Source organism: Streptomyces sp. NBC_01669, from assembly GCF_026339735.1.
GTDB classification, from domain to species: Bacteria; Actinomycetota; Actinomycetes; order Streptomycetales; family Streptomycetaceae; genus Streptomyces; species Streptomyces yanii.
Window position 1 is genome coordinate 3,413,747 of record NZ_JAPEQG010000001.1, and the last position, 25,878, is coordinate 3,439,624.

Annotated in this window: 27 protein-coding genes; 13 read left to right on the forward strand and 14 right to left on the reverse strand. The window is 70.1% G+C overall.

The window, feature by feature from the left end:
* Positions 1-105: 105 nt before the first annotated feature.
* Both OG972_RS14920 and OG972_RS14925 read right to left on the reverse strand, forming a co-directional pair.
* Positions 106-1,482 carry a DUF3152 domain-containing protein gene (locus tag OG972_RS14920; protein WP_266981789.1) on the reverse strand — a complete coding sequence of 459 codons (1,377 nt, stop codon included), beginning with the start codon at positions 1,480-1,482 and terminating at the stop codon, positions 106-108.
* A complete protein-coding gene (locus OG972_RS14925; protein WP_266981791.1) occupies positions 1,467-2,432 on the reverse strand; it encodes an alpha/beta fold hydrolase in 966 nt (321 codons plus the stop codon). Before OG972_RS14925 ends, OG972_RS14920 begins: the two co-directional genes overlap by 16 nt.
* Positions 2,433-2,542: 110 nt before the next feature.
* Between OG972_RS14925 and OG972_RS14930 the strand changes: the two genes are divergently transcribed.
* From OG972_RS14930 to OG972_RS14945, 4 genes are all read left to right on the forward strand, one after another.
* Positions 2,543-2,758 carry a hypothetical protein gene (locus OG972_RS14930; protein WP_266981793.1) on the forward strand — a complete coding sequence of 72 codons (216 nt, stop codon included), beginning with the start codon at positions 2,543-2,545 and terminating at the stop codon, positions 2,756-2,758.
* Positions 2,759-2,926: 168 nt separating this feature from the next.
* Complete coding sequence (locus tag OG972_RS14935; protein ID WP_266981795.1) at positions 2,927-3,568, forward strand: TetR/AcrR family transcriptional regulator; 642 nt, start codon at positions 2,927-2,929, stop codon at positions 3,566-3,568.
* Positions 3,569-3,716: 148 nt separating this feature from the next.
* On the forward strand, positions 3,717-3,944 hold the full coding sequence (locus OG972_RS14940; RefSeq protein ID WP_030915442.1) for a DUF3107 domain-containing protein: 228 nt from the start codon (positions 3,717-3,719) through the stop codon (positions 3,942-3,944).
* 234 nt (positions 3,945-4,178) lie between these two features.
* Entirely contained in the window at positions 4,179-4,448 is a 270-nt protein-coding gene (locus OG972_RS14945) for a hypothetical protein (RefSeq protein ID WP_266981797.1), read from the forward strand.
* 20 nt (positions 4,449-4,468) lie between these two features.
* Here OG972_RS14945 and OG972_RS14950 read toward each other — a convergent pair whose 3' ends face one another.
* Entirely contained in the window at positions 4,469-5,203 is a 735-nt protein-coding gene (locus OG972_RS14950) for a ferritin-like fold-containing protein (protein ID WP_266981799.1), read from the reverse strand.
* A gap of 475 nt (positions 5,204-5,678) precedes the next feature.
* Here OG972_RS14950 and OG972_RS14955 point away from each other — a divergent pair, with 475 nt between their 5' ends.
* Positions 5,679-7,523 carry a DEAD/DEAH box helicase gene (locus tag OG972_RS14955; RefSeq protein ID WP_266981800.1) on the forward strand — a complete coding sequence of 615 codons (1,845 nt, stop codon included), beginning with the start codon at positions 5,679-5,681 and terminating at the stop codon, positions 7,521-7,523.
* A 131-nt stretch (positions 7,524-7,654) separates the two neighbouring features.
* Entirely contained in the window at positions 7,655-8,494 is an 840-nt protein-coding gene (locus OG972_RS14960; protein ID WP_266981802.1) for an alpha/beta fold hydrolase, read from the forward strand.
* A 157-nt stretch (positions 8,495-8,651) separates the two neighbouring features.
* On the opposite strand, the gene OG972_RS14965 is transcribed toward OG972_RS14960, so the two are convergent.
* Positions 8,652-9,539: an NYN domain-containing protein gene (locus OG972_RS14965; protein ID WP_266981804.1), complete on the reverse strand. Its 888-nt coding sequence runs from the start codon at positions 9,537-9,539 to the stop codon at positions 8,652-8,654.
* Positions 9,540-9,749: 210 nt separating this feature from the next.
* Here OG972_RS14965 and OG972_RS14970 point away from each other — a divergent pair, with 210 nt between their 5' ends.
* Positions 9,750-9,902: a hypothetical protein gene (locus OG972_RS14970; RefSeq protein WP_167747282.1), complete on the forward strand. Its 153-nt coding sequence runs from the start codon at positions 9,750-9,752 to the stop codon at positions 9,900-9,902.
* Positions 9,903-9,979: 77 nt separating this feature from the next.
* On the opposite strand, the gene OG972_RS14975 is transcribed toward OG972_RS14970, so the two are convergent.
* The 3 genes from OG972_RS14975 to OG972_RS14985 form a co-directional block, all read right to left on the reverse strand.
* Positions 9,980-10,585, reverse strand: coding sequence for a MarC family protein (locus tag OG972_RS14975; RefSeq protein ID WP_266981808.1), 606 nt, complete (start codon positions 10,583-10,585; stop codon positions 9,980-9,982).
* A 113-nt stretch (positions 10,586-10,698) separates the two neighbouring features.
* Positions 10,699-11,565: a PHP domain-containing protein gene (locus tag OG972_RS14980; RefSeq protein WP_266981809.1), complete on the reverse strand. Its 867-nt coding sequence runs from the start codon at positions 11,563-11,565 to the stop codon at positions 10,699-10,701.
* A gap of 106 nt (positions 11,566-11,671) precedes the next feature.
* Positions 11,672-12,316: a DUF6758 family protein gene (locus OG972_RS14985; RefSeq protein WP_266981811.1), complete on the reverse strand. Its 645-nt coding sequence runs from the start codon at positions 12,314-12,316 to the stop codon at positions 11,672-11,674.
* Positions 12,317-12,473: 157 nt separating this feature from the next.
* On the opposite strand from OG972_RS14985, the gene OG972_RS14990 reads away from it, so the two are divergent.
* Entirely contained in the window at positions 12,474-13,706 is a 1,233-nt protein-coding gene (locus OG972_RS14990; protein ID WP_266981813.1) for an MFS transporter, read from the forward strand.
* A gap of 87 nt (positions 13,707-13,793) precedes the next feature.
* On the opposite strand, the gene OG972_RS14995 is transcribed toward OG972_RS14990, so the two are convergent.
* Positions 13,794-14,429, reverse strand: a complete 636-nt coding sequence (locus tag OG972_RS14995; RefSeq protein ID WP_266981815.1) for a suppressor of fused domain protein — start codon at positions 14,427-14,429, stop codon at positions 13,794-13,796.
* A gap of 409 nt (positions 14,430-14,838) precedes the next feature.
* Between OG972_RS14995 and OG972_RS15000 the strand changes: the two genes are divergently transcribed.
* Together OG972_RS15000 and OG972_RS15005 are read left to right on the forward strand one after the other, a co-directional pair.
* Positions 14,839-15,954, forward strand: a complete 1,116-nt coding sequence (locus OG972_RS15000; protein WP_266981817.1) for a magnesium and cobalt transport protein CorA — start codon at positions 14,839-14,841, stop codon at positions 15,952-15,954.
* A gap of 13 nt (positions 15,955-15,967) precedes the next feature.
* Positions 15,968-16,507, forward strand: coding sequence for a hypothetical protein (locus OG972_RS15005; RefSeq protein WP_266981819.1), 540 nt, complete (start codon positions 15,968-15,970; stop codon positions 16,505-16,507).
* A 204-nt stretch (positions 16,508-16,711) separates the two neighbouring features.
* Here OG972_RS15005 and OG972_RS15010 read toward each other — a convergent pair whose 3' ends face one another.
* Positions 16,712-17,476 (reverse strand): hypothetical protein, encoded by a 765-nt coding sequence (locus OG972_RS15010; protein WP_266981821.1) that lies wholly within the window; start codon positions 17,474-17,476, stop codon positions 16,712-16,714.
* Positions 17,477-17,677: 201 nt separating this feature from the next.
* On the opposite strand from OG972_RS15010, the gene OG972_RS15015 reads away from it, so the two are divergent.
* The 3 genes from OG972_RS15015 to OG972_RS15025 are packed head-to-tail and all read left to right on the forward strand — an operon-like array spanning position 17,678 to position 20,678.
* Complete coding sequence (locus tag OG972_RS15015) at positions 17,678-18,952, forward strand: CBS domain-containing protein (protein WP_266981823.1); 1,275 nt, start codon at positions 17,678-17,680, stop codon at positions 18,950-18,952.
* On the forward strand, positions 18,942-19,499 hold the full coding sequence (locus tag OG972_RS15020) for a DUF1003 domain-containing protein (RefSeq protein WP_266981825.1): 558 nt from the start codon (positions 18,942-18,944) through the stop codon (positions 19,497-19,499). The genes OG972_RS15015 and OG972_RS15020 overlap by 11 nt, the downstream gene beginning before the upstream one ends.
* A gap of 45 nt (positions 19,500-19,544) precedes the next feature.
* Positions 19,545-20,678 (forward strand): Mrp/NBP35 family ATP-binding protein, encoded by a 1,134-nt coding sequence (locus OG972_RS15025; protein WP_266981827.1) that lies wholly within the window; start codon positions 19,545-19,547, stop codon positions 20,676-20,678.
* 173 nt (positions 20,679-20,851) lie between these two features.
* On the opposite strand, the gene OG972_RS15030 is transcribed toward OG972_RS15025, so the two are convergent.
* The 5 genes from OG972_RS15030 to sigE all read right to left on the reverse strand — a co-directional run bounded on the left by OG972_RS15030 (position 20,852) and on the right by sigE (position 25,804).
* A complete protein-coding gene (locus OG972_RS15030) occupies positions 20,852-21,511 on the reverse strand; it encodes a hypothetical protein (RefSeq protein WP_266981829.1) in 660 nt (219 codons plus the stop codon).
* A gap of 119 nt (positions 21,512-21,630) precedes the next feature.
* The gene (locus tag OG972_RS15035) at positions 21,631-22,107 is read right to left on the reverse strand and encodes a sec-independent translocase (protein WP_266981831.1); all 477 of its coding nucleotides are present in this window, start codon (positions 22,105-22,107) and stop codon (positions 21,631-21,633) included.
* A gap of 99 nt (positions 22,108-22,206) precedes the next feature.
* Positions 22,207-23,940 (reverse strand): trypsin-like peptidase domain-containing protein, encoded by a 1,734-nt coding sequence (locus tag OG972_RS15040; RefSeq protein WP_266981833.1) that lies wholly within the window; start codon positions 23,938-23,940, stop codon positions 22,207-22,209.
* A gap of 110 nt (positions 23,941-24,050) precedes the next feature.
* Positions 24,051-25,046, reverse strand: a complete 996-nt coding sequence (locus OG972_RS15045; RefSeq protein ID WP_266981835.1) for a zf-HC2 domain-containing protein — start codon at positions 25,044-25,046, stop codon at positions 24,051-24,053.
* Positions 25,043-25,804 (reverse strand): RNA polymerase sigma factor SigE, encoded by a 762-nt coding sequence (gene sigE / locus OG972_RS15050; protein ID WP_266981837.1) that lies wholly within the window; start codon positions 25,802-25,804, stop codon positions 25,043-25,045. Before sigE ends, OG972_RS15045 begins: the two co-directional genes overlap by 4 nt.
* Positions 25,805-25,878 lie beyond the last annotated feature (74 nt).

A 25,878-nucleotide genomic window follows, 5' to 3' on the forward strand; every position in this document is an offset into this window, starting at 1 on the left:
CCGTCCCACATGTCGGACACCCTCTCCGAGGGCCGGACGCCCGGCCTCATCGCGGGCATCGGCCGGGAGGCAGCCGACGGGGGCCGACGGGCGGTCCGACCGGACTCAACTGCTCGGATACACCCAGGCGTTGGGGCGGCACTTGATGCCGTCGATATCGAGGGACTTGGTCTGCTGCTGCATCACGGGAGCCAGTGCGCCCGCAGTGCGGCAGCTCACATGATTGTGCCCCAGCCGGTGGCCGACCTCGTGGTTGATCAGCATCTGGCGGTAGGAGAAGAGCTTCTTCGGGCCGAACGTCGATGATCCCTGCGCCCAGCGATAGGCGTTGATCATCACGCGCTCGGTCGCCGCCGAATCGCACGAGACATTGTCTTCGGTCGTATCGAGACCCGACTTCTCGCACCAGTCACCGGTGGTTCCCGGGCTGGCCAGAGTGATCACGAAATCCGGATCGCCCGAGGAGATCCGCTCGAAAGTCATGGCGCCGTCGTGCGCCCAGCTGCGGTCGTCATTAAGGGTTCTCTGGACCGCCTCGGCAAAAAGTCCGGCGTCGAGGCCGAGACCTTTCTCGACGTCGATCCGATAGCGATACCTATGCCCCTTGCCCGGAGCCTTCGCCGTTCCCGGGACCGTCTCGAAGTGTCCGGAACCCTTGAGTTCCGGAGCGAGCGGATAGGCCACGGCCATCTTCTGCTCGTACGAAAGAGGCACGGCCGCCACCGCTTTCGGCGTCGGCCGGTCGTCCGAACGGGAGGAGGTGCCCTCGCCACCGTCCCGGTCGACGCCCGCGCCGGGTGCGGCCATGCCGACGCGCCCGCTGCGGTCATGTGCGACCTGACCGGCCACGACCACCGCGAGCACGGTGGTCACTGCGGCGGCCGCGATACCGGTGAAGGTGCGCCCCTTACTGCTCCTGGTGACCGGCGGGGTCCCGGCGTCGCCGGGGGGCGGCTGTTCCTCCCCGCCACCGACCGCGGTGAACGGGTCGGCCGGCGGGGCGGACGGGGCACGAGGGGCGGGTGGCGCGGGCGGTGCGTCGAAGACGTCGACGAACTCCCGTCGCGGACCCGGTATCAGCGACCGCGTACCGGCCGCGGGCTGCCGATCCGACATCCCCTGCGGCATCGGCCGGGCTGTGGGCCGAGGCATCTGCGGCTTCCCGGTCCGCAGCCCCGGGCCGCCCGGCCGCCCGGGAGCCTGCTCGCCGAACACCGGCCGCGGTCCGGTCCCCCAGCCACCCCCCAGCTCGCGCTGCTCGGGATGGCCCCCACGCACCTGCGGGACCCCCTGGAACGGGGTGTGCCCGTCCGCGCCGGGCGGTACTCCGGCCACCCTCCTGCGCCGTCCGCTGCCGGGCTCCGGCCGGGTCGCCTCACGAGCGCCACCCCGGTCCGCCGCTCCGGCATCGATATCTCGTTCGCCGGCTTGGGGCCCTTTTCGGCTATGTCGTCCCACGCCCCGGATCAGCTCCCGCCGCATTCGTCGAGCAGTTCCCGGAACGCCTGGGCGACCGCTTCCGGGTACTCCATCATCGCCACGTGCCCGGCGTCGGGCAGTGTCAGCAGCCGCGAATCACGGAAGGCCGCGGACGCTCTGCGTGCCATCCGGTACGAGACGAGCTGGTCCCGTCCGCCGTACACGAGCTGGGTCGGTGCGAGCACACGCTCGGCCTGGCGCCACAGTCCGTGCTGCCCGCCCAGCGTGTACGCATCGACGATGCCACGCGCCGAGCGCGCCATCGCATCCCAGAAGTACGGCAGTTCCAGCCGTCTCTCCATTTCGGCCACCGCTTCGCGGAAGCCGGCTTCGGAGACGCGTGCCGGATCGCCGTAACAGAGTGCCATGACTCCGCGCGTCCGTTGTTCCGCCGTCATGTCCTTGGTCATCCGGGAGAACAGGGATGCGACCCCCGGAACGGCGAGCAGTCCGGTCGGTACGGCGGGCCACTGCACCCGGATCTCGGGCAGCGCCGGCGAGATGAGGGTGAGCGTCCTCACCAGGTCGGGGCGGACGGCCGCGACCCGGGTGGCCACCGCGCCGCCGAGCGAATTACCGAAGAGATGGACGGGACCGCGCTCCCCCGCGTCCAGGAGCCGGATCACCGCGCGGGCGTGCCCGGTGACCGAATAGTTGCCGTCGTCCGGCGGCGGGGAGTCCCCGAAGCCGGGCAGGTCGACCGCCGCGCCGTCCACCACGTCCTGGACCAGCGGCATCAGCGCCGACCAGTTCTGCGAGGAGCCGCCGAGCCCGTGCACGTAGAGCGCGGGCGGCAGACCGGTCCGCTCCGGCGGCCGGGCGCGGACGTTCAGCGTCAGGCCGGGGAGCGCGACGGAGCGCAGCTCCTCCCCCTCGGCGACCCGGACGGCGCTCACCGTGGGGGCCGCCGCTGCAGCGGCGGCTCGGACTCCCGGCAGCTCGGTCGAAGACATGCGGCAATGTTACGAGACGATCACACCGCGGTTCATGTGTTCGCCGTCACAGATCGCATAGCGCCGTGCCGGGGTAGCTCCTACGCTCGAAGCTAAGGAAGGGAGTCACCATGACGGTCGACCCCAGCGACCCGGAGACCTTCGAGAGAATTCAGCCGGACGAGCCGGACCCGGAGGCACCCGAGGCTGACGCGGCCGAACAGCAGGCCGACCTCCGGCCCAGGAGCGACGATCCGCTCACGGACATCGACCGGGACACCGCAAATGAGGCGGACGCGGCGGAGCAGGCCCGCGTTGTCGCAGAGGACGAGGACGATTACCGCTGATACGTCCCGCTTTGCCGTGCAGGTCGACGAATCTGTGGCTACCGCAGCCGTCCGGTCCGTGAAATTCTGCGTCCGCGCCGCGCGCACCCGGGTTACTCAAAAGTACGATGGCTGTACGGCGCAGCGTGCAGAAAAAGGCTGTGTTCGATCACAATTTTGGGAGGCGGCGTGACAGCCATCGAGCAGACAGAGGCGGCGCGCCCGCGGGGCACTCGCCTGCCTCGCCGCGCCCGACGCAACCAGCTGCTGGGCGCCGCGCAGGAGGTCTTCGTCGCGCAGGGTTACCACTCCGCCGCGATGGACGACATCGCCGAGCGGGCCGGTGTCAGCAAGCCGGTGCTCTACCAGCACTTCCCGGGCAAGCTGGAGCTCTATCTGGCGCTGCTCGACCAGCACTGCGAATCGCTGCTGCAAGCGGTCCGTACCGCGCTGGCGTCGACGACGGACAACAAGCTCCGGGTCGCCGCGACGATGGACGCCTATTTCGCGTACGTCGAGGACGAGGGCGGTGCCTTCCGGCTGGTCTTCGAGTCGGACCTGACGAACGAACCGGCGGTACGGGAACGGGTCGACCGCGTCTCGCTGCAGTGCGCGGAGGCGATCTCCGACGTCATCGCGGGGGACACCGGGCTCTCCAAGGACGAGTCGATGCTGCTCGCCGTCGGTCTGGGGGGCGTGTCCCAGGTCGTCGCCCGGTACTGGCTGTCCAGCCGGTCGGGGATCCCGCGCGACACGGCGGTACAGCTCCTCACCTCGCTGGCCTGGCGTGGCATCGCCGGGTTCCCCCTGCACGGCATCGATCAGCACTGACGTCCGGTCGGTACTCCTCCGTGTCCGCGGTACGTGTTCGCTGCGGGCGTTGCCTGCCGACCTCTGACAGGTCCGCTCACCGGGCTAATGTGTGGTGCGTACGGCGCGGCTCACGCGCATGAGGACTGACCGTCGGAGGGACATAGCCGTGGAGGTCAAGATCGGCGTGCAGCACGCACCCCGGGAGATCGTTCTGGAGAGCGGGCTTTCCGCCGAGGAGGTCGAGAGCGCGGTCGCCGAGGCTCTCACCGGCAAGGCGCAGCTGCTCAGCCTCACGGACGACAAGGGCCGCAAGGTCCTGGTGCCGGCCGACCGGGTCGCCTATGTGGAGATCGGCGAGCCGAGCACGCGGCGGGTGGGGTTCGGCGCGCTGTAACGACAGAGGCGCAGCAGTGCGAAGCGGCCCGGAGGGGTGTATCCCCTCCGGGCCGCTTCTGCGTTCTGCCGCTGCTCAGCGCCGGTTTCCGCTGTGCGGCACCTGTGCGGAACCTGCCCCCGGGAGGGTTGCGTTCCGCAGCCCACGGGTAGTACGGCCTACGACCGTTTTGCCCTCCCCCATCGCTCTGCAAGCATGGGGGATACCCCTCCGCAACCCGCGAGGTGATCGTCTGTGATCTGGGAATCCCTCGGCTCCGTCGCGCTCGGACTCGTCCTCTCCTGGGCGGCGCTCCGCTTGCTGCCCGGCCGGCTCCCGTCCGGCCGTGCCGTCTTCGCCACCGGTGCTCTGGGTGCCCTGTTCGGCGCATATCTGATGCACTCGGTGCTGGGCCCCGGACATGTCCTGCCCACCCTGATCGGCGCGGTGCTGATCGGCGCGGTAACGCTGTCGCTGCTGATCCGCCCGCGCAGCCGCCGCCTGAGCCGATCAGCGGCGGCCTGAGGGGGCCCGTCGGCGGTCTGTCAGGCAGCCAGTCCGAGCGCGGCCATCCGCTTGGTGTGCGCCTCGGTGATCCGCGAGAACATCCGGCCGACCTCGGCCAGGTCGAACCCGTCCGCCACGCCGCCCACCAGCATCGTCGACAGCGCGTCGCGGTCGGCGACCACCCGCTGGGCCTGGGAGAGCGCCTCACCCATCAGCCGTCGGGCCCACAGCGCGAGACGGCCGCCGACCCGCGGGTCGGCCTCGATCGCGGCGCGCACCTTCTCGACGGCGAAGTTGCCGTGGCCCGTGTCGTCCAGCACGGCGAGGACGAGCGAGCGGGTGTCCGAGTCGAGACGGGCGGCGACCTCACGGTAGAAGTCACTGGCGATCGAGTCGCCGACGTACGCCTTGACCAGACCCTCCAGCCAGTCCGACGGGGCAGTTTGGCGGTGGAAGTCGTCGAGCGCCTTGGCAAACGGCTCCATGGCCCCGGTCGGCTCGGTCTCGATCGCGGTCAGCCGGTCAGTCAACCGCTCGAAGTGATGGAATTCGGCGGACGCCATCTTTGCCAGCTCCGCCTTGTCGGCCAGCGTCGGCGCGAGTTTTGCGTCCTCGGCGAGCCGCTCGAAGGCCGCCAGCTCCCCGTACGCGAGTGCTCCCAGCAGATCCACGACCGCGGCACGGTACTGCGGCTCAGCGGATGCGGTGGCCCAGTCCTGGGCGGCGATTCCGGTGGGTGCGGGTGCTTCAGTAGCGTTGTCAGGCGTCTCCATGAACCGCAGAATAGCCCGCCCGTCGAAGGATGGAAGGGCCTGGTCAGCCGGTGACATCACACCGTTCCGATGAATTCGCCCAACACACATGCGCGAATCCGGGGTACAGTGGTATTGCGGCTACTGAGTATTTTGGATGTACCGGTGGCGCGAAATTGAATGAGGATGCCCGGTCGGTGGCCCGATCGGCTCCGACCCGACAGCCCTCCACGCGGGGCGTACACCACGTACGACCGCAGATGAGGGGCCCCCTCAGCGGCACGAGCGCTCGAGCGACGGCAGTGGTCCCGCGCCACCCGGCCCATCCACGGCCGGATGACCAACCCCGGCACGGTACGACCCCCAGCGTTCGCCTCGGACCGCGTCTCACAGAAGAGGCAGCACCCTGACTACGTTCCGAGACCTCGGGATTCTTCCCGAGACGGCCGAGGCCCTTGAGGCCGTCGGCATTGTGTCCCCCTTTCCCATCCAGGAGATGACGCTCCCCGTCGCACTCTCCGGCTCCGACGTGATCGGACAGGCCAAGACCGGTACCGGCAAGACGCTCGGTTTCGGTCTTCCGCTGCTGGAGCGCGTCACCGTCCCCGCGGACGTCGAGGCGGGCCGGGCCAAGCCCGAACAGCTGACCGAGGCGCCGCAGGCACTGGTCGTCGTCCCCACGCGTGAGCTCTGCCAGCAGGTCACCAACGACCTGCTGACCGCCGGCAAGGTGCGTAACGTCCGCGTTCTCGCGATCTACGGCGGCCGTGCGTACGAGCCGCAGGTCGAGGCCCTGAAGAAGGGCGTCGACGTGATCGTCGGCACCCCGGGCCGCCTGCTCGACCTGGCCGGCCAGCGCAAGCTCGACCTGTCGCACGTGCGTGCCCTCGTCCTCGACGAGGCCGACGAGATGCTCGACCTGGGCTTCCTGCCCGACGTCGAGCGGATCATCACGATGCTGCCGCCGACCCGCCAGACGATGCTGTTCTCGGCGACCATGCCGGGTGCGGTCATCGGCCTCGCGCGGCGTTACATGTCGCAGCCGACGCACATCCGCGCCACCTCGCCCGACGACGAGGGCGCGACCGTCGCCAACATCTCGCAGCACGTCTTCCGTGCCCACTCCATGGACAAGCCGGAGATGGTCTCGCGGATACTGCAGGCCAACGGCCGTGGGCTGGCGATGATCTTCTGCCGCACCAAGCGGACGGCAGCCGACATCGCCGAGCAGCTGGAGAAGCGCGGTTTCGCGTCCGGCGCGGTCCATGGCGACCTCGGCCAGGGCGCCCGTGAGCAGGCGCTGCGCGCCTTCCGCAACGGCAAGGTGGACGTGCTCGTCTGCACCGATGTCGCGGCCCGCGGTATCGACGTCGAGGGCGTCACGCATGTCATCAACTACCAGTCGCCGGAGGACGAGAAGACCTACCTCCACCGCATCGGCCGGACCGGCCGTGCGGGCGCCAAGGGCATCGCGATCACGCTGGTCGACTGGGACGACATCCCGCGCTGGCAGCTGATCAACAAGGCCCTGGACCTGAAGTTCAACGACCCGGTCGAGACGTACTCCACGTCGCCGCACCTGTTCGAGGAGCTCGACATCCCGGCCGGCACCAAGGGTGTCCTGCCGCGCACCGAGCGGACCCGTGCGGGTCTGCGGGCCGAGGAGATCGAGGACCTGGGCGAGACGGGCGGCCGCGGCCGCAAGTCGTCCGCGCCGTCGGCTCCTGCCGTACGGGAGGAGCGGGCGCCGCGTACGCCGCGTCAGCGTCGTCGTACACGGGGCGGATCCACGCTCACGGAGGGCACTGCTGCCGCGGTGCCGGCGCCGGCCGTGGAGCCCGCGCCGGCTGCGGTGGCCGCGCCCGCCGCTGACGCCCCGGTGGAGCCGCGCACGCCGCGCCGTCGTCGCCGTACGCGGGTCGCGGTCCAGGATGTCGCGGGCGAGGCCGCGGTGGCCCTGGCGGAGGCTCCGGCCGTCGTCGGGACACCGGCCGTCGAGGCGGAGGCCGAGGCCAAGCCGCGTCGCCGTCGGGCCCGCACCGTCACCAAGCCTGCGGACGAGGTCGACTTCCAGATCGCGCCCATGGCCGAGCCGGTGGTGGAGGCGAAGACGGTGACGAAGCCGCGGCGCCGCGCCCGGATCGTCGCCAAGCCGGCCGAGGACGAGGTCGACTTCCAGATCGCGCCGATCGCCGAGCCCGAGCCGGAGAGGCCGCGTCGGCGGACGCGGGCCGCGGCGAAGCCGAAGGCGGAGACCGTGGTGGAGGTTCCGGTCGCGGAGGGCGAGGCCAAGCCGCGGAGGCGGCGGGCGCCGCGTACTGCGGCCAGGACCGAGGGCTGAGCACACGCCGATGGTCGTTCGGGGCTCCGCCCCGGACCCCGCTCCTCGATTGCCGGAGGGGCTTGATCGTGCCGGACGGGCTTGAGGACATCCTCAGGCCCGTCCGGTGTGTGAGGACATAGCCTCGTGTCATGAGTCGGCCGCCCACCTTCATCCCGCCCTTCTGCACCCGCGCCCACGCGCTGCCCACCGCGCGCGGGGCCTTCGCCGTGCTGGATGCCTCGCCGCCCACCGAACCGCGCGGCACCGCCCTTCTGCTGCCCGGATACATGGGCAGCAAGGAGGACTTCATCGCGCTCCTCGAACCGCTCTCCGCCGCTGGATACCGCATCGTCGCCGCCGACGGACGCGGGCAGTACGAGACAGATGGAACGGACCGCCAGGAAGCCTATGAGCAAAGCGAGTTGGCCCGTGATGTGCTCGCGCAGGCCGACGCACTCGGTGGCTCCGTGCATCTTCTCGGCCACTCGCTCGGCGGGCAGATCGCCCGCGCCGCCGTCCTGCTCGACGCCTCACCGTTCCGTTCGTTGACGCTGATGTCCTCCGGTCCCGCCCAGGTGGTCGAGGCTCAGCAGCTCAAGGTGAAGATGCTCGGCGACGCGCTCGCGACGCTGAGCATGGCCGAGGTGTGGGACGCGATGCGCGCCCTCGACCCGCCCGAGGACGCTGCGGCAGCGGACGGCGAGGGGCTGCGCCGGCGCTGGCTGCGCCACCGTCCCGCCCAGCTGATCGCCACCGGGCGGCAGCTGGCGACGGAGCCGGACCGGGTGGCCGAACTCGCCGCCGTACCGCTGCCCGTCCATGTGCTCTCCGGCGAGCGCGACGACACCTGGCCGGTGCCGTTGCTCGACGAGATGGCGCAGCGGCTCGGCGCGCACCGCAGCCGGATCGCGGGCGCCGAGCACTCCCCCAACACGGACCGCCCGGAGCAGACCGCTGTCGCGCTGGCCGCCTTCTGGGACGGCGTGTAACGACCCGACCCACTCGCTGTCGTGCACCAGGTCGTAAGAGCCTGTCGGGTGACCTCTGGCGGAACAGCGCGCGGCGCCGGATGCGGTACATCGCAGGGCGGCGAGGTGCCGTGGCTGTCGTCGTGCGCCCGTCAGGGATGACGGGACAGCCCTTGGCTCAGTACTGCGCCTGCAGGTGCTGCCAGAAGCCGTCGCGCAGCGCCCGGCGCAGATGGGCGTGGCCGCGCAGCGAGTGCTGGAGCAGCCGTTCGGCCTCGACCAGCAGATCCTGGTCCACGGAGCCCGGCAGGTAGGGGTGTCCGGGCAGCAGGTCGGCGAGGGCGTCGCGGCCGCGGGCGGAGAGCCAGGTGGCGGCGATCTGCGCGCCGACGAAGCGGACGTCCTCGCGAGAGGGGGCCGGGGTGTCGTCCTCGTACGTGGTGACGGGGCGTCTGGTGACATACGGGCGGCAGAAGTCCAGGTCGAAGGTGCGCTGGCTGTCGACCTCCCAGAGCAGCGGTTCGGCCTGGTTGCGCCCTTCGCCCGCCTCGATGCCCCAGAGGTGGACCCGGGCCCCGTACCCCTGCGCCGCCTCGACCGCGGACACCAGGTCCTCGTCGCCGCCGACGAGCGCCGCGTCGCTGATCGCGCGGTGCCGGGCGAGGGATTCGAGGTCGGTGCGGATGAGTGAGTCGACGCCCTTCTGCTGGTTGTTGGCGTTGAGGTTGCCGAGTCTGACCTTGACGTCGGGAAGTTCGGCGATGGACTGCTGCTCGACCGTGTGGATCCGGCGCCTGGCCCCGTCGTACCAGTACACGCGCAGAAGTCTGCTGTCCGCGAAGATGGTGCGGGCCTTGTCGATGAAGGCCTCGATCAACCCTTCCGCGTCGAGATCGAAGGAGCGCCGGTCCTCCGTGCCGGTGACGAGCAGCCCGGCCGCGGCGTACACATAGCCCGCGTCCACGAAGATCGCGTGGGTCGAGGGGGTTTTGGACACCTCGGCGAGCATGCGCTGGAGCAGCTCGTTGGTGCGGTCCAGGCGTTCGCCGATCTGCGCCTCGTTCATGCGGACCTCATTGTCCGCGCATGGCCGATTTCCCGCTGGTACTTAGACATCCAAAAAATTTCCTTAGCGTAGGGAATGTTTGCTGGTGGCAAGCCGTTGTACACCCTGTGGAGCGCGGGACGCCGATGTCCGACGCTCCACATCCTTGCGGACGGGTCACCCGTCCTCCCAGTAGTTCTCCAGCAGGAGGATCAGACGAAGGGAAGCCCTATGCGCTTCGAGATCATGCGACTCGACGATGTCGACGGTACCGCCGTGGACAGCACCGTCGTGGACGCCGCCTCCGTCAACCGGATCGTGCAGCAGGCCGCTTCGATAGGCCAGCGCATCTATATCCGCCCGGCCGAGAACTCGGCTTCGTAACGCCTCACCGACGTACAAAGACGAAGCGCCCCCGCACGGACGGTCCGTACGGGGGCGCTGTGGTGTCCGGGGCGGCGTCAGGAGTTCTGGATGACCTGGGTGACGCCGTTGATGATCTGCTGCACGGCGATGGCCGAGAGCATCATTCCCGCGAGCCTCGTCACCAGGACGACGCCGCCGTCCTTGATCACCCTGATGATCAGCAGCGAGTAGCGCATGGTCAGCCAGAGCACGAGGTGCATGGCGACGATCGCCGTCCAGACCGAGACCTGACTCCCGAAGCTGTCGGCGTGCTGCACCGCGAGGATCACCGAGACGATCGCGCCGGGGCCGGCGAGCAGCGGCATTCCCAGCGGCACGAGCGCGACGTTGACATCCTTCGTCTGCGTCGGTTCGTCGGTCTTGCCGGTCAGCAGATCGAGTGCGATCAGCAGCAGGAGCAGCCCGCCCGCGATCATCAGGGCGGGGACGGAGACATGCAGATAGTCGAGGATCTGCTGGCCGAGCACACCGAAGACGGCTATCACGCCGAAGGCGACGGCAACCGCCTGGAGCGCCATCCTGCGCTGCATCTTGGCGGGCCGGCCTGCGGTGAGGGCGAGGAAGATCGGGGTGATTCCGGGTGGATCCATAATCACAAAAAGCGTGAGAAATAGGGATCCGAAGACAGCAACGTCGAACACAGTGAGGCCTTGCGAGAAGAGAGCGGGTCGAGACGGGACGTGCGCAGCCCGCAGCCGTGAGCGGCCGGGCGCGCGAGAAGAGGTGACGAGGGGCGAGAGGCGCGGACAGGCGCTTACGCGTTGCGGGGCCCGCCGGCGCCCGGCACCGGGAAGGCTCCCGTGGCGCGCCGGGTGATCTCGCCGTAGATCTCCGGGTCGGTGGTGTACTCGCCGAGCTGTACGGTCTTCCGGCTGCCGTGGTAGTCGCTGGAGCCGGTGGCGAGGAGCCCCAGTTCCTTGGCGAGCCCGCGCAGCCGGGCCCTGGTCGGCTCGTCGTGGTCCATGTGGTCGACCTCGATGCCGTCGAGGCCCGCGGCGGCGAGCCGCGCGATGGCCGCCTCGGGCACCACTTCGCCGCGCTTGACGGCGAGCGGGTGGGCGAAGACGGTGACGCCACCGGCGGCCTTGACCAGCCGGATCGCGTCGAACGGGTCGAGCTCGTGCTTCTGTGCGTAGGCGCGTCCGCCGTCCGCGAGCCACTCGGGCGTGAAGGCGTCGGAGACCGTCTCGACGACGCCGAGCTCGACGAGCGCGGTGGCGATGTGCGGCCTGCCGACCGAGCCGCCCCCCGCGATCCGGGCGACCTGCTGCCACTCGACCGGGACGCCGAGCTCCTGGAGCTTGCGGACCATGGTCTGTGCGCGCGGCACCCGGTCGTCCCGTACCAGCTCGCGTTCGCGTGCCAGTTCCGGCTCGTCGGGGTCGAAGAGGTACGCGAGCATGTGCAGCCCCACACCATCGACCCGGCAGGAGAGCTCGGCGCCGGTGACGAGGGTGAGGCCCTCGGGGAGCGCGGCAATCGCCTCGGCATGGCCTCGGGCGGTGTCGTGGTCGGTGAGGGCGACGACATCGAGGCCCGCGGCGGCGGCGTTCCGCACCAGCTCCGCGGGGCTGTCCGTGCCGTCCGAGGCGGTGGAGTGGGTGTGCAGGTCGATGCGCACGACGCGTACTCCAGTGCTCGCAGCCGGACGGGGGGACGCCCAAGGATAACCGGCATTCGAACAGCGCCCGGCCGGTCACGACGACGCCCGGGCGCGCGTGGGGCGGTCAGGGCCGGTCGAGCAGCCGTGGTGTGAGCGCCCCGCACGGCACGAGTTCGGCCTCCGCCCCGGCCTCGCGCAGATCGGTCAGTATCAGTTCGTCGTACATCAGCAGCCCGGACTGCTCGGGCCAGACGACCGCCCAGAGCCAGAGCCCGCGCGCCTCACCGGCGAAGACCGCCCGGTCCTCGGGGGCGCCCTTGACGTGCCAGAGCGAGGTGGGGCGTCCGGCGGCCAGCACCTTGGCGTCGGGAGGTCCGTCGACATGGAGGTAGGGGCCGGGGTCGGGGCCGTCGATCCCGGCGTAGCGCGCACCGAGTCCGACCCCCAGCTCCTCGGCGACGAGCAGCAGCTCGCCCATACCGCCGAGTGGACCGGGGCCCGAGCAGGCGACGACGGTGGCGCGGCCGCCGCTGCGGTCGTCGCCCGCGTACGAGACACCGGTGAACAGCCAGCCGACCGGCAGCGGCCAGGGCATCCACACCGGCACCCTGGCGCGGGCCACCACCACCCCGAGCGCCTCGACGCTGGGCGGGATCACCGGCTGCAGCGGATACACGGCGCCATGCACCGCGCACTGCCAGGTATCGGCGAAAAGACCGGGCGCCCTGACCCGGCCTCCGCACTTCGGGCAACTGGGTTCGCCCCTCATAGCGACCAACGGTCCTCCCCGGCTGTCGTCGCGTCAAGGACGATCACCCGTCCGCAGCGTGGCTCCCATCAGGGAGATTAGATGTAACTTGCAGCCATTAGCTTCTCTAACTTATTCTGTGCATAACGCATCGATCTAATGGAGAGCGGGAAGACCCATGCAGGGAGAGGATCCGTTCGATCAAGGAGCGGGCAGCATCCTGCGCCAGCCGAAGGCCGTCTGGGCCACCGCGGGCGCATCTGTTGTCGCGTTCATGGGAATCGGGCTGGTGGACCCGATTCTGCCGTCCATCGCCAAGGGGCTCGAGGCGACGCCCAGCCAGGTGTCCCTGCTCTTCACCTCGTACTTCCTGATCACCGCGGTCGCGATGCTCGTCACCGGCTTCGTCTCCAGCCGGATCGGCGGCCGCAAGACCCTCCTGACCGGTCTCGCGCTCGTCGTCGTCTTCGCCGCGCTCTCCGGCACCTCGTCGTCCGTGGCGGAACTCGTCGGGTTCCGGGCCGGCTGGGGCCTCGGCAACGCGCTCTTCGTCTCGACCGCGCTCGCCGTGATCGTCGGCGCGGCGGCGGGCGGCAGCTCGGCGGCGATCCTGCTGTACGAATCGGCACTCGGCCTCGGCATGGCGTGCGGGCCGCTGCTCGGCGCGCTGCTCGGCGACGCCAGCTGGCGCTATCCGTTCTTCGGCACCGCGGCTCTGATGGCGATCGGCTTCATCTGCATCACGGCGTTCCTGAAGGAACAGCCGAAGCCCGCCCGCAAGACCTCACTGCTCGACCCGGTCAAGGCGCTCGGCCACGGCGGCCTCGCCTCCGTCGCGACCTCGGCGTTCTTCTACAACTACGCGTTCTTCACGATCCTGGCGTTCACGCCGTTCGTGCTGAACATGACGCCGTACAAGTCCGGAGCGGTCTTCTTCGCCTGGGGTCTGCTGCTCGCCGTCTTCTCGGTGCTCGTCGCGCCCCGGCTGCAGAAGCGCCTCGGCTCGCTCAAGGTGCTCGGCGCCTCACTGGTGCTGCTGGCCGCCGACCTGCTGATCCTCGGCTACGGCAACCACACAACGGCCATCGTCTGCACGATCGCCTCCGGCGCCTTCATCGGCATGAACAACACCGTCTACACGGAGCTGGCGCTCGGCGTCTCGGACGCGCCGCGCCCGGTGGCGAGCGCGGGTTACAACTTCGTCCGCTGGTTCGCCGCGGCAGCCGCCCCGTACCTCGCCCCGAAGATCGAGGAATGGAGCAACATCCACATCCCGTTCGTGGTCGCCGCGGTCGCGGCCGTCGTCGGCGCGGTCGTCGTCTGGGTCCGGCGCACGGCACTGACCCATGAGGCGCAGGAGCTGGAGCCGAAGCACGCCACCGAGGACGGCGTCACCGCCTTCGCCAACTGACGCTTGCGCGAACCCTGTTCCGCCCCGCCCGCGGCTCCCCCTCCTGGCCGCGCGGCGGGGCTTCCCCCTGTACGTATGGCGTTCGTCTCAGTCCAGGATCACGGAGGTACGCAGCGGATCCCGCAGATCAGTCCCGTGCGACAACCACCGTTCCTGGAGCTCCTGCGCCCCGCGGACCCGCTTCCACGCCGCCTCGTTGGGCGTCATCGGCAGCAGCGGCAGGAACCGTACCGGTTCCATCGGCCCGCGCGTCCCCCGGCCACCGCCCCCCACGGAATCGCTGCGCGGCGCAGGCTCATTCAGTTCCAGGTCCTCGACCAGCCCGCCCGGCTCGGCGACCAGCACGGAACTGAACGGTGCCCCGGGCCACAGCGGTTCACCCAGGTCCAGCGAGGCGCCGGGAGCCACGATCAACCCCTCGACCTGCGGGGAAGCCGCCAGCACGGCCAGTCCGCGGAGCGCCTTGTCGGTGTCGGCGAGCCCGGCCCGCACGGAGAGGACGAGCTCGGCGCGCGGCCCCTTCACCGGGTCCGCGAGGGCCGCGGTCGGATCGGACATCGGCTGGGCGGACATGCCGAGCGTGGCGTAGCGCACCACATCGCCGTCGATGAAACGGAGTACCTCGATCCGGTCCGTACCGAGAAACGTCACCGCGGCGCGCGCGTCCGGTTCACCGAGAGCCGTTCGGAGCCGGGCCTCGACCAGAGCAAGAATTTCTTCCATGCTGCGAGCATAGGACGCGTATGGAACGGGCAAAGTAAGGGATTGGCCCGGAGTCGGCTGATAGTCTTGGCCGCTGGTCGGGACAGCACGCAGAAGCGTCGCTCTCAGTCCCGACAACACGTCATCCCCCACGGGGGACCGGCTGGAGGAGGTGGGGCTGCAATGGATCGAAGTCGATCGTGCAGTACCAACCGCTCTTCCGCCCCACACCCTTCTTCGGTGATCTGACGCCTCCCCCGTCAGAGCCCAGGGCGTTGCGCACGACGGAAGAGCACTTCTTTTTTGCCTGTCTGTAGCGAACGCCGTCATCGCGCCGCCGCGGTGCCGCCCGCTTTGCGGATGTGAGCACACGTCCCCATTCCGGGCTGTTCCACGCGCCCGACGACGGCCCTCCGTGAAGGAGCCAGCCATGTCGATGATCCGTGACCTGCGCGCTGCCGTGCGCCCGTCCCTGCGCAAGACCAACGCCCTGCACAGCAGTTACGACACCACCCGTGACCCGTCCGCCTCCAGCGCGGTCGTCGACTGCGCGGTCTACCGCGACGGACGCCGCGTGGAGAGCGCCGGCTGCCTGACCCCGCACGAGGCGATGCTTCGGGTGCGCGAGGACGGCGGCTTCGCGTGGATCGGCCTGCACGAGCCGACCGAGGAGGAATTCGCCGGGATCGCCCGGGAGTTCGGCCTCCACCCGCTCGCCGTCGAGGACGCCGTCCACGCCCACCAGCGGCCCAAGCTGGAGCGGTACGACGACACGCTCTTCACCGTCTTCAAGACCATCCACTACGTCGAGCACGCCGAGCTCACCGCGACCAGTGAGGTCGTCGAGACCGGTGAGGTGATGTGCTTCACCGGCCGGGACTTCGTCATCACCGTCCGGCACGGCGGACACGGCTCGCTGCGGGCGCTGCGCCACCGGCTGCAGGACGACCCGGAGCTGCTCGCCAAGGGACCTTCGGCGGTCCTGCACTCCATCGCCGACCATGTCGTCGACGGCTACATCGCCGTGGCCGGCGCCGTCCAGGACGACATCGACGAGGTGGAGATCGAGGTCTTCTCCACCCCCGCGAAGGGCAGCCCGCGCGGCTCGGACGCAAGCCGGATCTACCAGCTGAAGCGTGAGGTCCTGGAGTTCAAGCGGGCCGTCTCCCCGCTGCTGCGGCCCATGCAGCTGCTCAGCGAGCGGCCGATGCGGCTGGTCGATCCGGACATCCAGAAGTACTTCCGGGACGTCGCCGACCACCTGGCACGGGTGCACGAAGAGGTCATCGGCTTCGACGAACTGCTGAACTCGATCCTGCAGGCCAACCTGGCGCAGGCGACCGTCGCGCAGAACGAGGACATGCGCAAGATCACGTCCTGGGCGGCCATCATCGCCGTACCGACGATGATCTGCGGCGTCTACGGCATGAACTTCAAGCACATGCCGGAGCTGCGGTGGACGTACGGCTATCCGATGGTGATGGGCGTCATCGGGGTCGTCTGCTTCTCCATCCACCGCTCGCTCAAGCGCAACGGCTGGCTCTAATAGAGTTGATGGCATGACTGCTGCTGCCGCTGACTCGCTGCTCGGACCGGCCCTCGTCGAGGAGGCCACCAAGAAGTCCGGCCTGATCTGGGTACGGGGCACCGGGCCCGCGCGGGCGCTGTGGCACGTATGGCACGAAGGCGCGGCCCATCTCGTCGGGGACGGCCCCGGCGAGCAGCCGCTCCCGGCCGGTCTCGCCGACGGGTCCGCCGCGGAGGTGACCGTGCGCAGCAAGGACAAGGGCGGCCGGCTGATCGCCTGGACCGCCGCCGTGACGGAGCTCGCGCCGCACTCCGACGAGTGGGAGGCGGCGGTCGCCGAACTCAAGGGCAAGCGGCTGAACGCGCCGGACGCCGAGCAAATGACCGAGCGCTGGGCGCGCGCGTGCCGGGTGCTGCGGCTGGCGCCCGGCGAATCCCGTACGGAGCTGCCGGACACCTCGCACGCGGCGGCGCCGCTGCCGACCCCGGCGACCACCCGCCGTCCCGTCCCGGACGCGCTCCCGCGGTTGCTGCTGAAGCGCCGCCGCCAAGGGCCGGCCCGTCATCCCTGACGGGCGCACGACGACAGCTACGGCACCTCGCCGCGTTGTCGGAACGTCCGAATACATCCCGTGTACGCGGACGCCCCTCCGCCGTGCGATGTACCGCATCCGACGCCGCGCGCGGTTCCGCCAGGGATGACGGAACGGCCCTCAGGGTCTTTCGTTTGGATCACGCAGGGTTCGTGGGGTCCGGCACGCACATCTGCCGCGGCGTCACGAGGTCGACCTGGGGAGCTGTTGCCCGTAGTCGACGGTGTCATCCTTGGCCGGGGCCTCCAGCGTGAAGTCCGTGCCCCAGTCGGCGAGCGTGATGGTGCCCCCACCGCCGCCACGGGCGAACCGCAGCGGATACGGCGTGCCCTTCAGTGAGACGTCGAGCGCCCCGCCCTCGCCCTTGCCACCCAGGATCTGGATGGTGCGGACGGAGCCGACCTTGCCGCGGTCGCCCTTGTTGACCTTGCCGTGCAGTGTGAGCATCCCGTCGAGCAGGGTCTTCATGTCCGTGAAGCCGCGCAGCTGCTTGTACGTCGGGTCGTCCTGCGGGACCTTCACATACTTGTCCTGGAGCTTGTCCCCCGCCGCCGCTCCGGAATCACTGCTCTGCTTGTCCTTCTCCTCATGGCTCCAGAAGCCGGAGTCGGCCTTCAGATAGACCTCGTCACCGATCCGCAGCAACTCGAACGTGCTGGTCCTCGAAGTGACGGAGCCCGTGCCGCCGTCCGCCTTGAGCCGCATGTTGAGCTTGTACGTGCCGCCCTTGCTGACCAGTGTCCCGGCCAGCCGCACCGCGTCCGCGGAGTCGGCCGCCGCCTGCGCCCTCTTCTCGATCTGGGCCGCCGAGAGTCTGCCGATGCCATTGGTCCCCTTGTCCGGGTCCTCGTCGCCGCACCCCGTCAGGGCTGCGGTCAGCCCCGCACAGAGCACGACGGCAAGAGCGGTCCGGCGGCGGGTCCGGACGGGCGGGACAAAAGAGGTCACTGGCGCACTGCCTCTCATCTGCATGTCGGGGGCTGGCAGACCGCAGCGTACCCGTGTCGCCCACGCCGTCCGGCGCAGAGCCGTACGGGCGGCTCACCGGGCCGACCCGGAGCGGTACGGGCTAGCCTGATCCCGTCATAACAGTGCAATTCACCCCTGAACGGACCACCCCCTCTCCACGGGACGGAAGGAGGCGCAGAGATGGCGGCAGGTGCCCCCCGGGTCTTCGTCTCGCACCTCTCCGGTGTGCCGGTCTTCGACCCCAACGGGGACCAGGTGGGCCGGGTCCGTGATCTGGTCGCGATGCTGCGGGTCGGCGGCCGCCCGCCCCGGCTGCTCGGTCTGGTCGTCGAGGTGCTCAGCCGACGCCGGATCTTCCTCCCGATGACCCGGGTGACGGGTATCGAGTCCGGTCAGGTCATCACCACCGGCGTGGTCAACATGCGGCGCTTCGAACAGCGGCCCACCGAACGCCTGGTGCTCGGCGAGTTCCTCGACCGGCGGGTCCGCCTCGTGGAGACCGGCGAGGAGGTCACCATCCTCGATGTCTCCGTGTCGCAGCTCCCGGCCCGCCGCGACTGGGAGATCGACAAGTACTTCGTACGCAAGGGCAAGGGCGGGGCACTGCGGCGCAAGGGCGAGACCCTGACGGTCGAATGGTCGGCGGTCAGCGGATTCTCACTGGAGGAGGACGGGCAGGGCGCCGAATCACTGGTCGCCACGTTCGAGCAGCTCCGGCCGACCGACGTGGCCAACGCGCTGCACCATCTGTCGCCGAAACGTCGGGCCGAGGTCGCGGCCGCGCTCGACGACGACCGGCTCGCCGACGTCCTGGAGGAGCTGCCCGAGGACGACCAGGTGGAGATCATCGGCAAGCTCCAGGAGGATCGCGCCGCCGATGTCCTGGAGGCCATGGACCCGGACGACGCGGCCGACCTGCTCTCCGAACTGCCCGAGGCGGACAAGGAGCGGCTGCTGACCCTGATGCGGCCGGACGACGCGGCGGATGTGCGGCGCCTCATGTCGTACGAGGAGCGGACCGCGGGCGGTCTGATGACCACCGAGCCGATCATTCTGCGGCCGGACGCGACGGTCGCCGACGCACTCGCGCGGGTCCGGCAGGCGGATCTGTCCCCGGCGCTCGCCGCCCAGGTGTACGTGTGCCGCTCCCCCGACGAGACACCGACCGGCAAGTACCTGGGCACCGTGCACTTTCAGCGGCTGCTGCGGGATCCGCCGTACGCCCTGGTCAGCTCGATCGTCGACAGCGATCTCGTCCCCCTCACACCGGACACTCCGCTGCCGGACGTGACGAGTTATCTGGCCGCGTACAACCTGGTCTCCGTGCCGGTCGTGGACGAGAGCGGATCACTGCTCGGCGCGGTGACCGTCGACGACGTCCTCGACCACCTGCTGCCCGAGGACTGGCGGGAGACCGACTTCCACGGTGGGGAGGAGATCGCGCGTGGCCGGTGAGGACCGCTCGAAGGGGGCGCCGGCGGGAGCCTCGGGCATCGCGCGCCCGCCCCGTTCCCGGCTGGACCAGCCGAAGTCCCCGCGTCGTCGGCTGCTGCCCGAATACGACCCCGAGTCGTTCGGCCGGTTCTCCGAACGGATCGCCCGCTTCCTGGGCACCTGGCGCTTCATCGCCTGGATGACACTGGTCATCATCGTCTGGGTGCTGTGGAACGCCTTCGCGCCCGTGGGGTGGCGGTTCGACGGGTACCCGTTCATCTTCCTGACTCTGGTCCTGTCGCTCCAGGCCTCGTACGCGGCCCCGCTGATCCTTCTCGCGCAGAACCGGCAGGCCGACCGCGACCGGGTCACCTACGAGCAGGACCGTAAGCAGAACGAGCGCTCCATCGCGGACACCGAGTACCTCACGCGGGAGATCGCGTCGCTGCGGATGGGTCTCGGCGAGGTCGCCACGCGCGACTGGATCCGCTCCGAACTGGAAGACCTCGCGCGGGACCTGCACGACCAGCAGGCCCTGTACCCGGCCGAGAGTGACGAAGACCGCTGACGGGGGCTACTCACGCGTAGCGGCAGGCGCCGTAACATCGTCGGTATGGCTACCGAAGACGCGGTGCGCGAAGCACTGGCGACAGTGAACGACCCGGAGATCCACCGACCGATCACCGAACTCGGCATGGTCAAGTCGGTCGAGATCGCGGCTGACGGTGCGGTCGCTGTCACCGTGTATCTCACTGTCTCCGGCTGCCCGATGCGCGAGACCATCACCAAGAACGTGACCGATGCGGTGGCGAAGGTCGAAGGCGTCACACGGGTCGACGTCACGCTCGACGTGATGAGCGACGAACAGCGCAAGGAACTCACGTCGTCGCTGCGCGGCGGTACGGCGGAACGCGAGGTGCCGTTCGCCAAGCCCGGCTCGCTGACCCGGGTGTACGCGGTGGCGTCCGGCAAGGGCGGCGTCGGCAAGTCGTCGGTGACGGTGAACCTGGCGGCGGCGATGGCGGCCGACGGCCTCAAGGTCGGCGTCGTGGACGCGGACATCTACGGGCACAGCGTGCCGCGGATGCTCGGCGCCGACGGCAGGCCCACCCAGGTCGAGAACATGATCATGCCGCCGTCGGCGCACGGCGTGAAGGTCATCTCGATCGGCATGTTCACCCCGGGCAACGCCCCGGTGGTGTGGCGCGGACCGATGCTGCACCGCGCACTGCAGCAGTTCCTCGCGGATGTGTACTGGGGCGACCTGGACGTCCTGCTGCTCGACCTGCCGCCGGGCACCGGTGACATCGCGATCTCCGTGGCCCAGCTCGTGCCGAACGCCGAGATCCTCGTCGTCACGACCCCGCAGATGGCCGCGGCCGAGGTGGCCGAGCGGGCCGGCTCGATCGCCGTGCAGACCCACCAGAAAATCGTCGGCGTGGTCGAGAACATGTCGGGCCTGCCGTGCCCGCACTGCGACGAGATGGTCGACGTGTTCGGCACCGGTGGCGGCCAGAAGGTGGCCGAGGGCCTGACCAGGACGGTCGGCGCGGAGGTCCCGGTGCTCGGCTCCATTCCGATCGACGTACGCCTGCGCGAGGGCGGCGACGAGGGCAAGCCGGTGGTCCTCTCGGACCCGGACTCCCCGGCCGGCAAGGCCCTGCGCACGATCGCCGACAGGCTGGGTGGCCGCCGGCGCGGTCTGTCGGGCATGTCGCTGGGCATCACCCCCCGCAACAAGTTCTGAACCGCGGCCCCCTGACGGGGCCACAGCACAACCGCCGGGCAGGGCATCAGGCCCCGCCCGGCGGCACTTTCAGTCCCGTTCGGCGAGCGATCCCACGGCGCGCGGCGGCACCATCGAGCCCGTCCGGCGATCGAGGACGGAGCGGCAACCGGGTGCCCCGGTCACCGCACCCGCTACGCGTACGTCGCGATGTCCTCCACCACGGAGAACCCCAGCCCGTACGCGCTCATCCCCCGCCCGTACGCGCCGATGTGCACCCCGCCCCGTGCCGACCCCGCAAGCACCCAGCCGAACTCGGACTCCCGGTAGTGGAACGGCACCGGAACACCGTCCACCGGCAGGGACAGCACCGACCATGCGGGCCCGTCCAGATCGTCGGCGAGTTCGAACGCCGTCTCCGTCTGCTGGTCCAGCCAGTTGTCGCGCAGCGCGTGGTCCAACTGCGGGGGCCACGTGTACGCCAGCAGACCCGAGCCCGCCAGCCACGCCGCCGACGACACCGTGGTCGCCTCCAGCACCCCCGTACCGTCGCCACTGTGCCGTACGGGACTGCTCGCCACCGTCACCACGGCCGCGAACCGGTGCTTCTCGCCGCCGGAGTCACCCCGTACCTGAGGCTCCTCACCGTGCCCGGTCGAACCGTGCTGCACCGTGCCGTCCGCCGCCGTGCCGACCTGCATCAGCCAGCGCGGCCCGGTGAAGGCCTCGTCCAGTCCGTACCAGGGGAACGACGCCTGCAGATAGCCGTCGACCGTACGCCGGGTCGTCGGCACCCCCTCTGCGGTGACTGTGCTGGGCGCACCTTCCGCGCCTACCCGACTCGTCGTCTCCATCTGCCCGGCCGCCTCCTCGATCCCTAGGGGTCCGCAGCGGCCCGCCCCCCTCGGGCGTCCTCGCAACCGGACAGATGGAGAATAGCGATACCGTCCGGACGAGTCGGGATTGACCGGTGTCAGGTGGCGTCTGCGTCGAAGGGCGGACGATCGTCCTTCGCAGGCTGCTCGCGCTTCTTGAGCAGGTCGGGGGCGCCCGGGGAGCCGTTCGCCGCAGTGATCGCCGCGCTGCCCGACACGCCGCCCGCGGAGTCCTTGGACGCGCTCTCGCGGCCGTTGACCGCGTCGGTGACCTCGGCCATCTCCTTACGGAGATCGAAGCTCTCGCGGATCTCCTTCAGCCCGAGATCGTCGTTTCCGTCCATGAGCTGCTTGCGGACGAATGTCTTCGGGTTGAGATCCTCGAACTCGAAGTCCTTGAACTCCGGGCCGAGCTCCGTACGGATGTCTTCCTTGGCGCTCTCGGAGAACTCGCGGATCTTGCGGATGAAGCGTGAGGCGTCCTGGATGACCTTGGGCAGCTTGTCCGGGCCGAAGATCAGCACGCCGAGGATCACGAGCGTCACCAGCTCTAGTGCGCCTATGTCATTGAACACCTTGTTGCTCCTCGTGTTCCCCGAGCCCAGGTCGGATGAGGTCCGGACCCGGCCCACGGTACCCGGCCGAACTGTCCGGGCGGTAGCGTCCCGGCGACGTCAGGTGCCGGTTGCCGACCCCAGGGTCAAAGTCATGGACAGGTCTTTACCAGCGCGGGTCAGACCGAGGTCCAGACGGTCACCCGGACGGTGCGCGCGGATCTTCACGATCAGCTCCTCGCCGCTGTGCACCCGCTGCCCGTCCACCTCGGTGATGATGTCGCCCGGCCTGATGCCGGCCTTCGCCCCGGGACCGCCGGGTGTCACCGCGGGCTTGCCCGCCGCGCCCTTCGCACCGACCTTGGCACCGTCACCGGTGTACTTCATGTCCAAGGTCACACCGATCACCGGATGCGTGGCTCTGCCGGTGTTGATCAGCTCCTCGGCGACCCGCTTGCCCTGGTTGATCGGGATGGCGAAGCCGAGGCCGATGGAACCGGCCTGGCCGCCCTCGGTCGACGAACTGTTGTCGGCGGCGCGGATGGCGCTGTTGATGCCTATGACATGGGCGTCGGTGTCGACGAGCGGGCCCCCGGAGTTGCCCGGATTGATCGGGGCGTCGGTCTGCAGCGCGTCGACGTAGCTGATGTCGCTGCCGTCGCCCTTCTCGCCACCCGCGGTGATCGGCCGGTCCTTGGCGCTGATGATGCCGGAGGTGACGGTGTTGGACAGGTCGAAGGGAGCGCCGATGGCCACCACCGGGTCGCCCACCTGCACATTGTCGGAATTGCCCAGCGGCAGCGGCTTGAGTCCGGAGACGCCGGTGACCTTGACCACGGCCAGGTCGTAACCGCTGTCCTTGCCGACGACCTCGGCGCGCGCGGTCTCGCCGCCGCTGAACGTCACCGTGATGGAACCGGAGGAGCCGGCCGGGGCGACGACATGGTTGTTGGTGAGGATGTGGCCCGACTTGTCGAGGATGAAGCCGGTGCCGGTGCCGGATTCGGTGGTGCCGCTGACATGGAGGGTGACCACGCTGGGCAGGGCGCTGGCGGCGATGCCCGCGACGCTGTCGGGCGCGCGGCCGCCGCTGTTCCTCGCGGCCTGCGGAAGCTCGACCGTGGTCAGACCGCCGTTGCGCTCGACGTAGGCACCGATGCCGCCGCCGATGCCGCCCGCCACCAGGGCGAGCAGCAGTGCGCCGACGAGCAGGGAGCCGCGTCGGCTCTTCCTGCGCCCACCGTCCGACCCGAGCGGGGGGCCGGGGTGGGTCAGCGGCTGCCGGGGCGCACCCCAGGGGTCGTACTGCAACCACTGCGAGGACTGCGGCGGCTGGGGCGGGGGCGTGAAGGCCGAGGCAGGGGCCGGGACGGGCGCGGGGGCGGTGGGCATGCCTGCGCCGTTCGTGCCGGTGCCTGCGTACGGCGGGGGTAGAGGAGTGCCGTGCGCCGGGGTCGGCACCGGGCGCTGTACGGGTGGTGCGGGCGCCCAGGGGCCGGGGCCGCCGTACGGCGGGGTGCTGTACTGATCGGGCTCGTGCAACGGCTTCACCGCGGGCACCGGCGCCTGGGCCGTCGCTGCGGGTGCATGCACCCCGGACTCGGACGTCACCGGCGCGGGTGCCACCAGCGGTGCGGGCACCACGGGCTCGGGCGGTGCGGGCTGGGCAGGGAGTACGGGCGCCGGGCTCACGTCTGCGACGACCGTGGTGTCCGGGTCACCGGCCGGTGTGTCCACGGCCCGCACGTCCTCCGCCGGGATGGGGGCGTCCTGCGGCGCTGATGCGGTGGTGCGCCCCGCCGTGGGGCGGCTCCACCACTTCGCCTTCGGCCCGGTGGGCTTCCCGTCGTCCATGTTCTCCCCGCAACCGCCACAACTGGCCTCTGCACGCGCCCGAAAGGACATCCCTCCCGGAATTCCTCCGGGGATTCAACCAGGTTTGCGAATCGCTGCGCAGACCCCCGTCAGCGCCGGGCGGAAAGCGGCAGACGGCGATCGTCGGAGGCGGGCAGGGCGGCCGCCGACGTGGGTGTCCGGGACGCGGTCGGCGAGGGCGTGGGGGAAACGGGGTTCAGGCCGCTTCCGAGCGCGTGCGTGAACAGCGGGCTGGTGGCGGTCGGAGGTATCAGCGGGGACGCGGACACATCCGTCAGTACCGCCGCGGCGAAAGGGTTGGCCGTGAGCCGGCCGGTGCCGAACCGCGCGGGAACGGGCGCCGCGGTATTCGACGGCTGAGCCGGGGTACCGGTCGTGGAACCACCGCCGGGCACGCCGGACGTGCCGAGGCTGCTGCCACCGCGACGGCTGGTCACGCTGCCGCTCTCGGCCCGCGCAGCGGCATCGAGCGGAGTCACATTGCTTCCGGCGCCCTCGGCGCGGGTCGCGGCGTCAGGACCTGCTCCTGTCGGCAGGGCGCCACCCAGCGCGATGGCCGCCAGCGAGACGGCGCTGGCCGCCGCGAAGGCGAACCTGCGGCCGCGCCACGGCGACCGGTCCCCTTCCCGGCCCACCTCATGGATCCGGAACGCCGAACGCGATCCGTCGACCGGAAGCACGGCCGCCCCGCCGTGCGGCGTCCCGAGGTAGCCGAAACGGTCCAGCGGCGACTTTCCCGAAGGCGGATCGGTGCGGCTGCCGGGGGGCTGCATCACCGGGAAAAGTCCGTCGGCGAACCGCCCGGAGCCGCCGAATGGTCTTCCTTGGCGGTCGTCGTCACCGCCCGGTCCCCCGGGAAGGCCCTGCAGCCGGGCGAGGAACCCCTCGGACGGCGACGGCGGGGCGGACTGTGCGAAGACACTCTTCAGCCGCCGCTGGGCGGCAGCCTCGGCCTTGCACTTCGCGCAGGTCGCGAGATGGGCGAGCACCCGCTCGCGGGCGTCATGTTTGAGCTCACCGTCGACGAGCGCGGCGAGGCGGTCCCCCAGGTGCTGTTCCGCAGGGGTCGGACCTGTGCCACTCACGCCGGCCCGCCCTCCCCTGCCACCACTGCTCCCGCCAGCGAGCGCTGCTCGGCGCGGGCCTCGGGAGAACGGTGCTGCAGAGCCTTGCGCAGGTGCGAGCGGCCGCGGTGAATACGGCTGCGCACGGTACCGAGCTTCACGCCGAGGGTCGCGGCGATCTCCTCGTACGAAAGTCCCTCGATGTCGCAGAGCACAACCGCGGCACGGAATTCGGGCGCAAGGGTGTCCAGCGCCTGCTGCACGTCCGCGTCGAAGTGGGTGTCGTTGAAGACCTGCTGCGGAGACGGCTCACGGCTCGGCAGCCGCTCGGCGGCGTCGTCACCGAGGGAGTCGAAACGGATCCGCTGCTTACGACGGACCATGTCCAGGAACAGGTTGGTCGTGATGCGGTGCAGCCAGCCCTCGAAGGTGCCGGGCGTGTAGGTCGACAGCGAACGGAACACCCGGACGAAGACCTCCTGAGTGAGGTCCTCGGCATCGTGCTGGTTTCCCGTCAGACGGTAGGCAAGGCGGTAGACACGACCGCTGTGCGTGCTGACGATCTCTTCCCATGAGGGCGGCGTCCACGCCTGGGAGTCCGCATCTGAGGCGAAGGTCGCGGTCGGTGCGGAGTCGTTGGAAGAACGGTCAGCAATGTTGGTCACGGATTTCGGCTCACCCGCTGATCTGAGAAAGCGCCGCAGCACTCGTCCCCGACCCACAGGCGCAGCCGCACCTCCCCTGTCGGCTCTGGTGGTGTCCAGTGGAGCCCCTACCATAGCCACCTCGCCCGTTAGCTCCGGATAAGCCTTTTTCCTGCTGGGGTCCGGGATCATTCCCGGAACCGCCGACC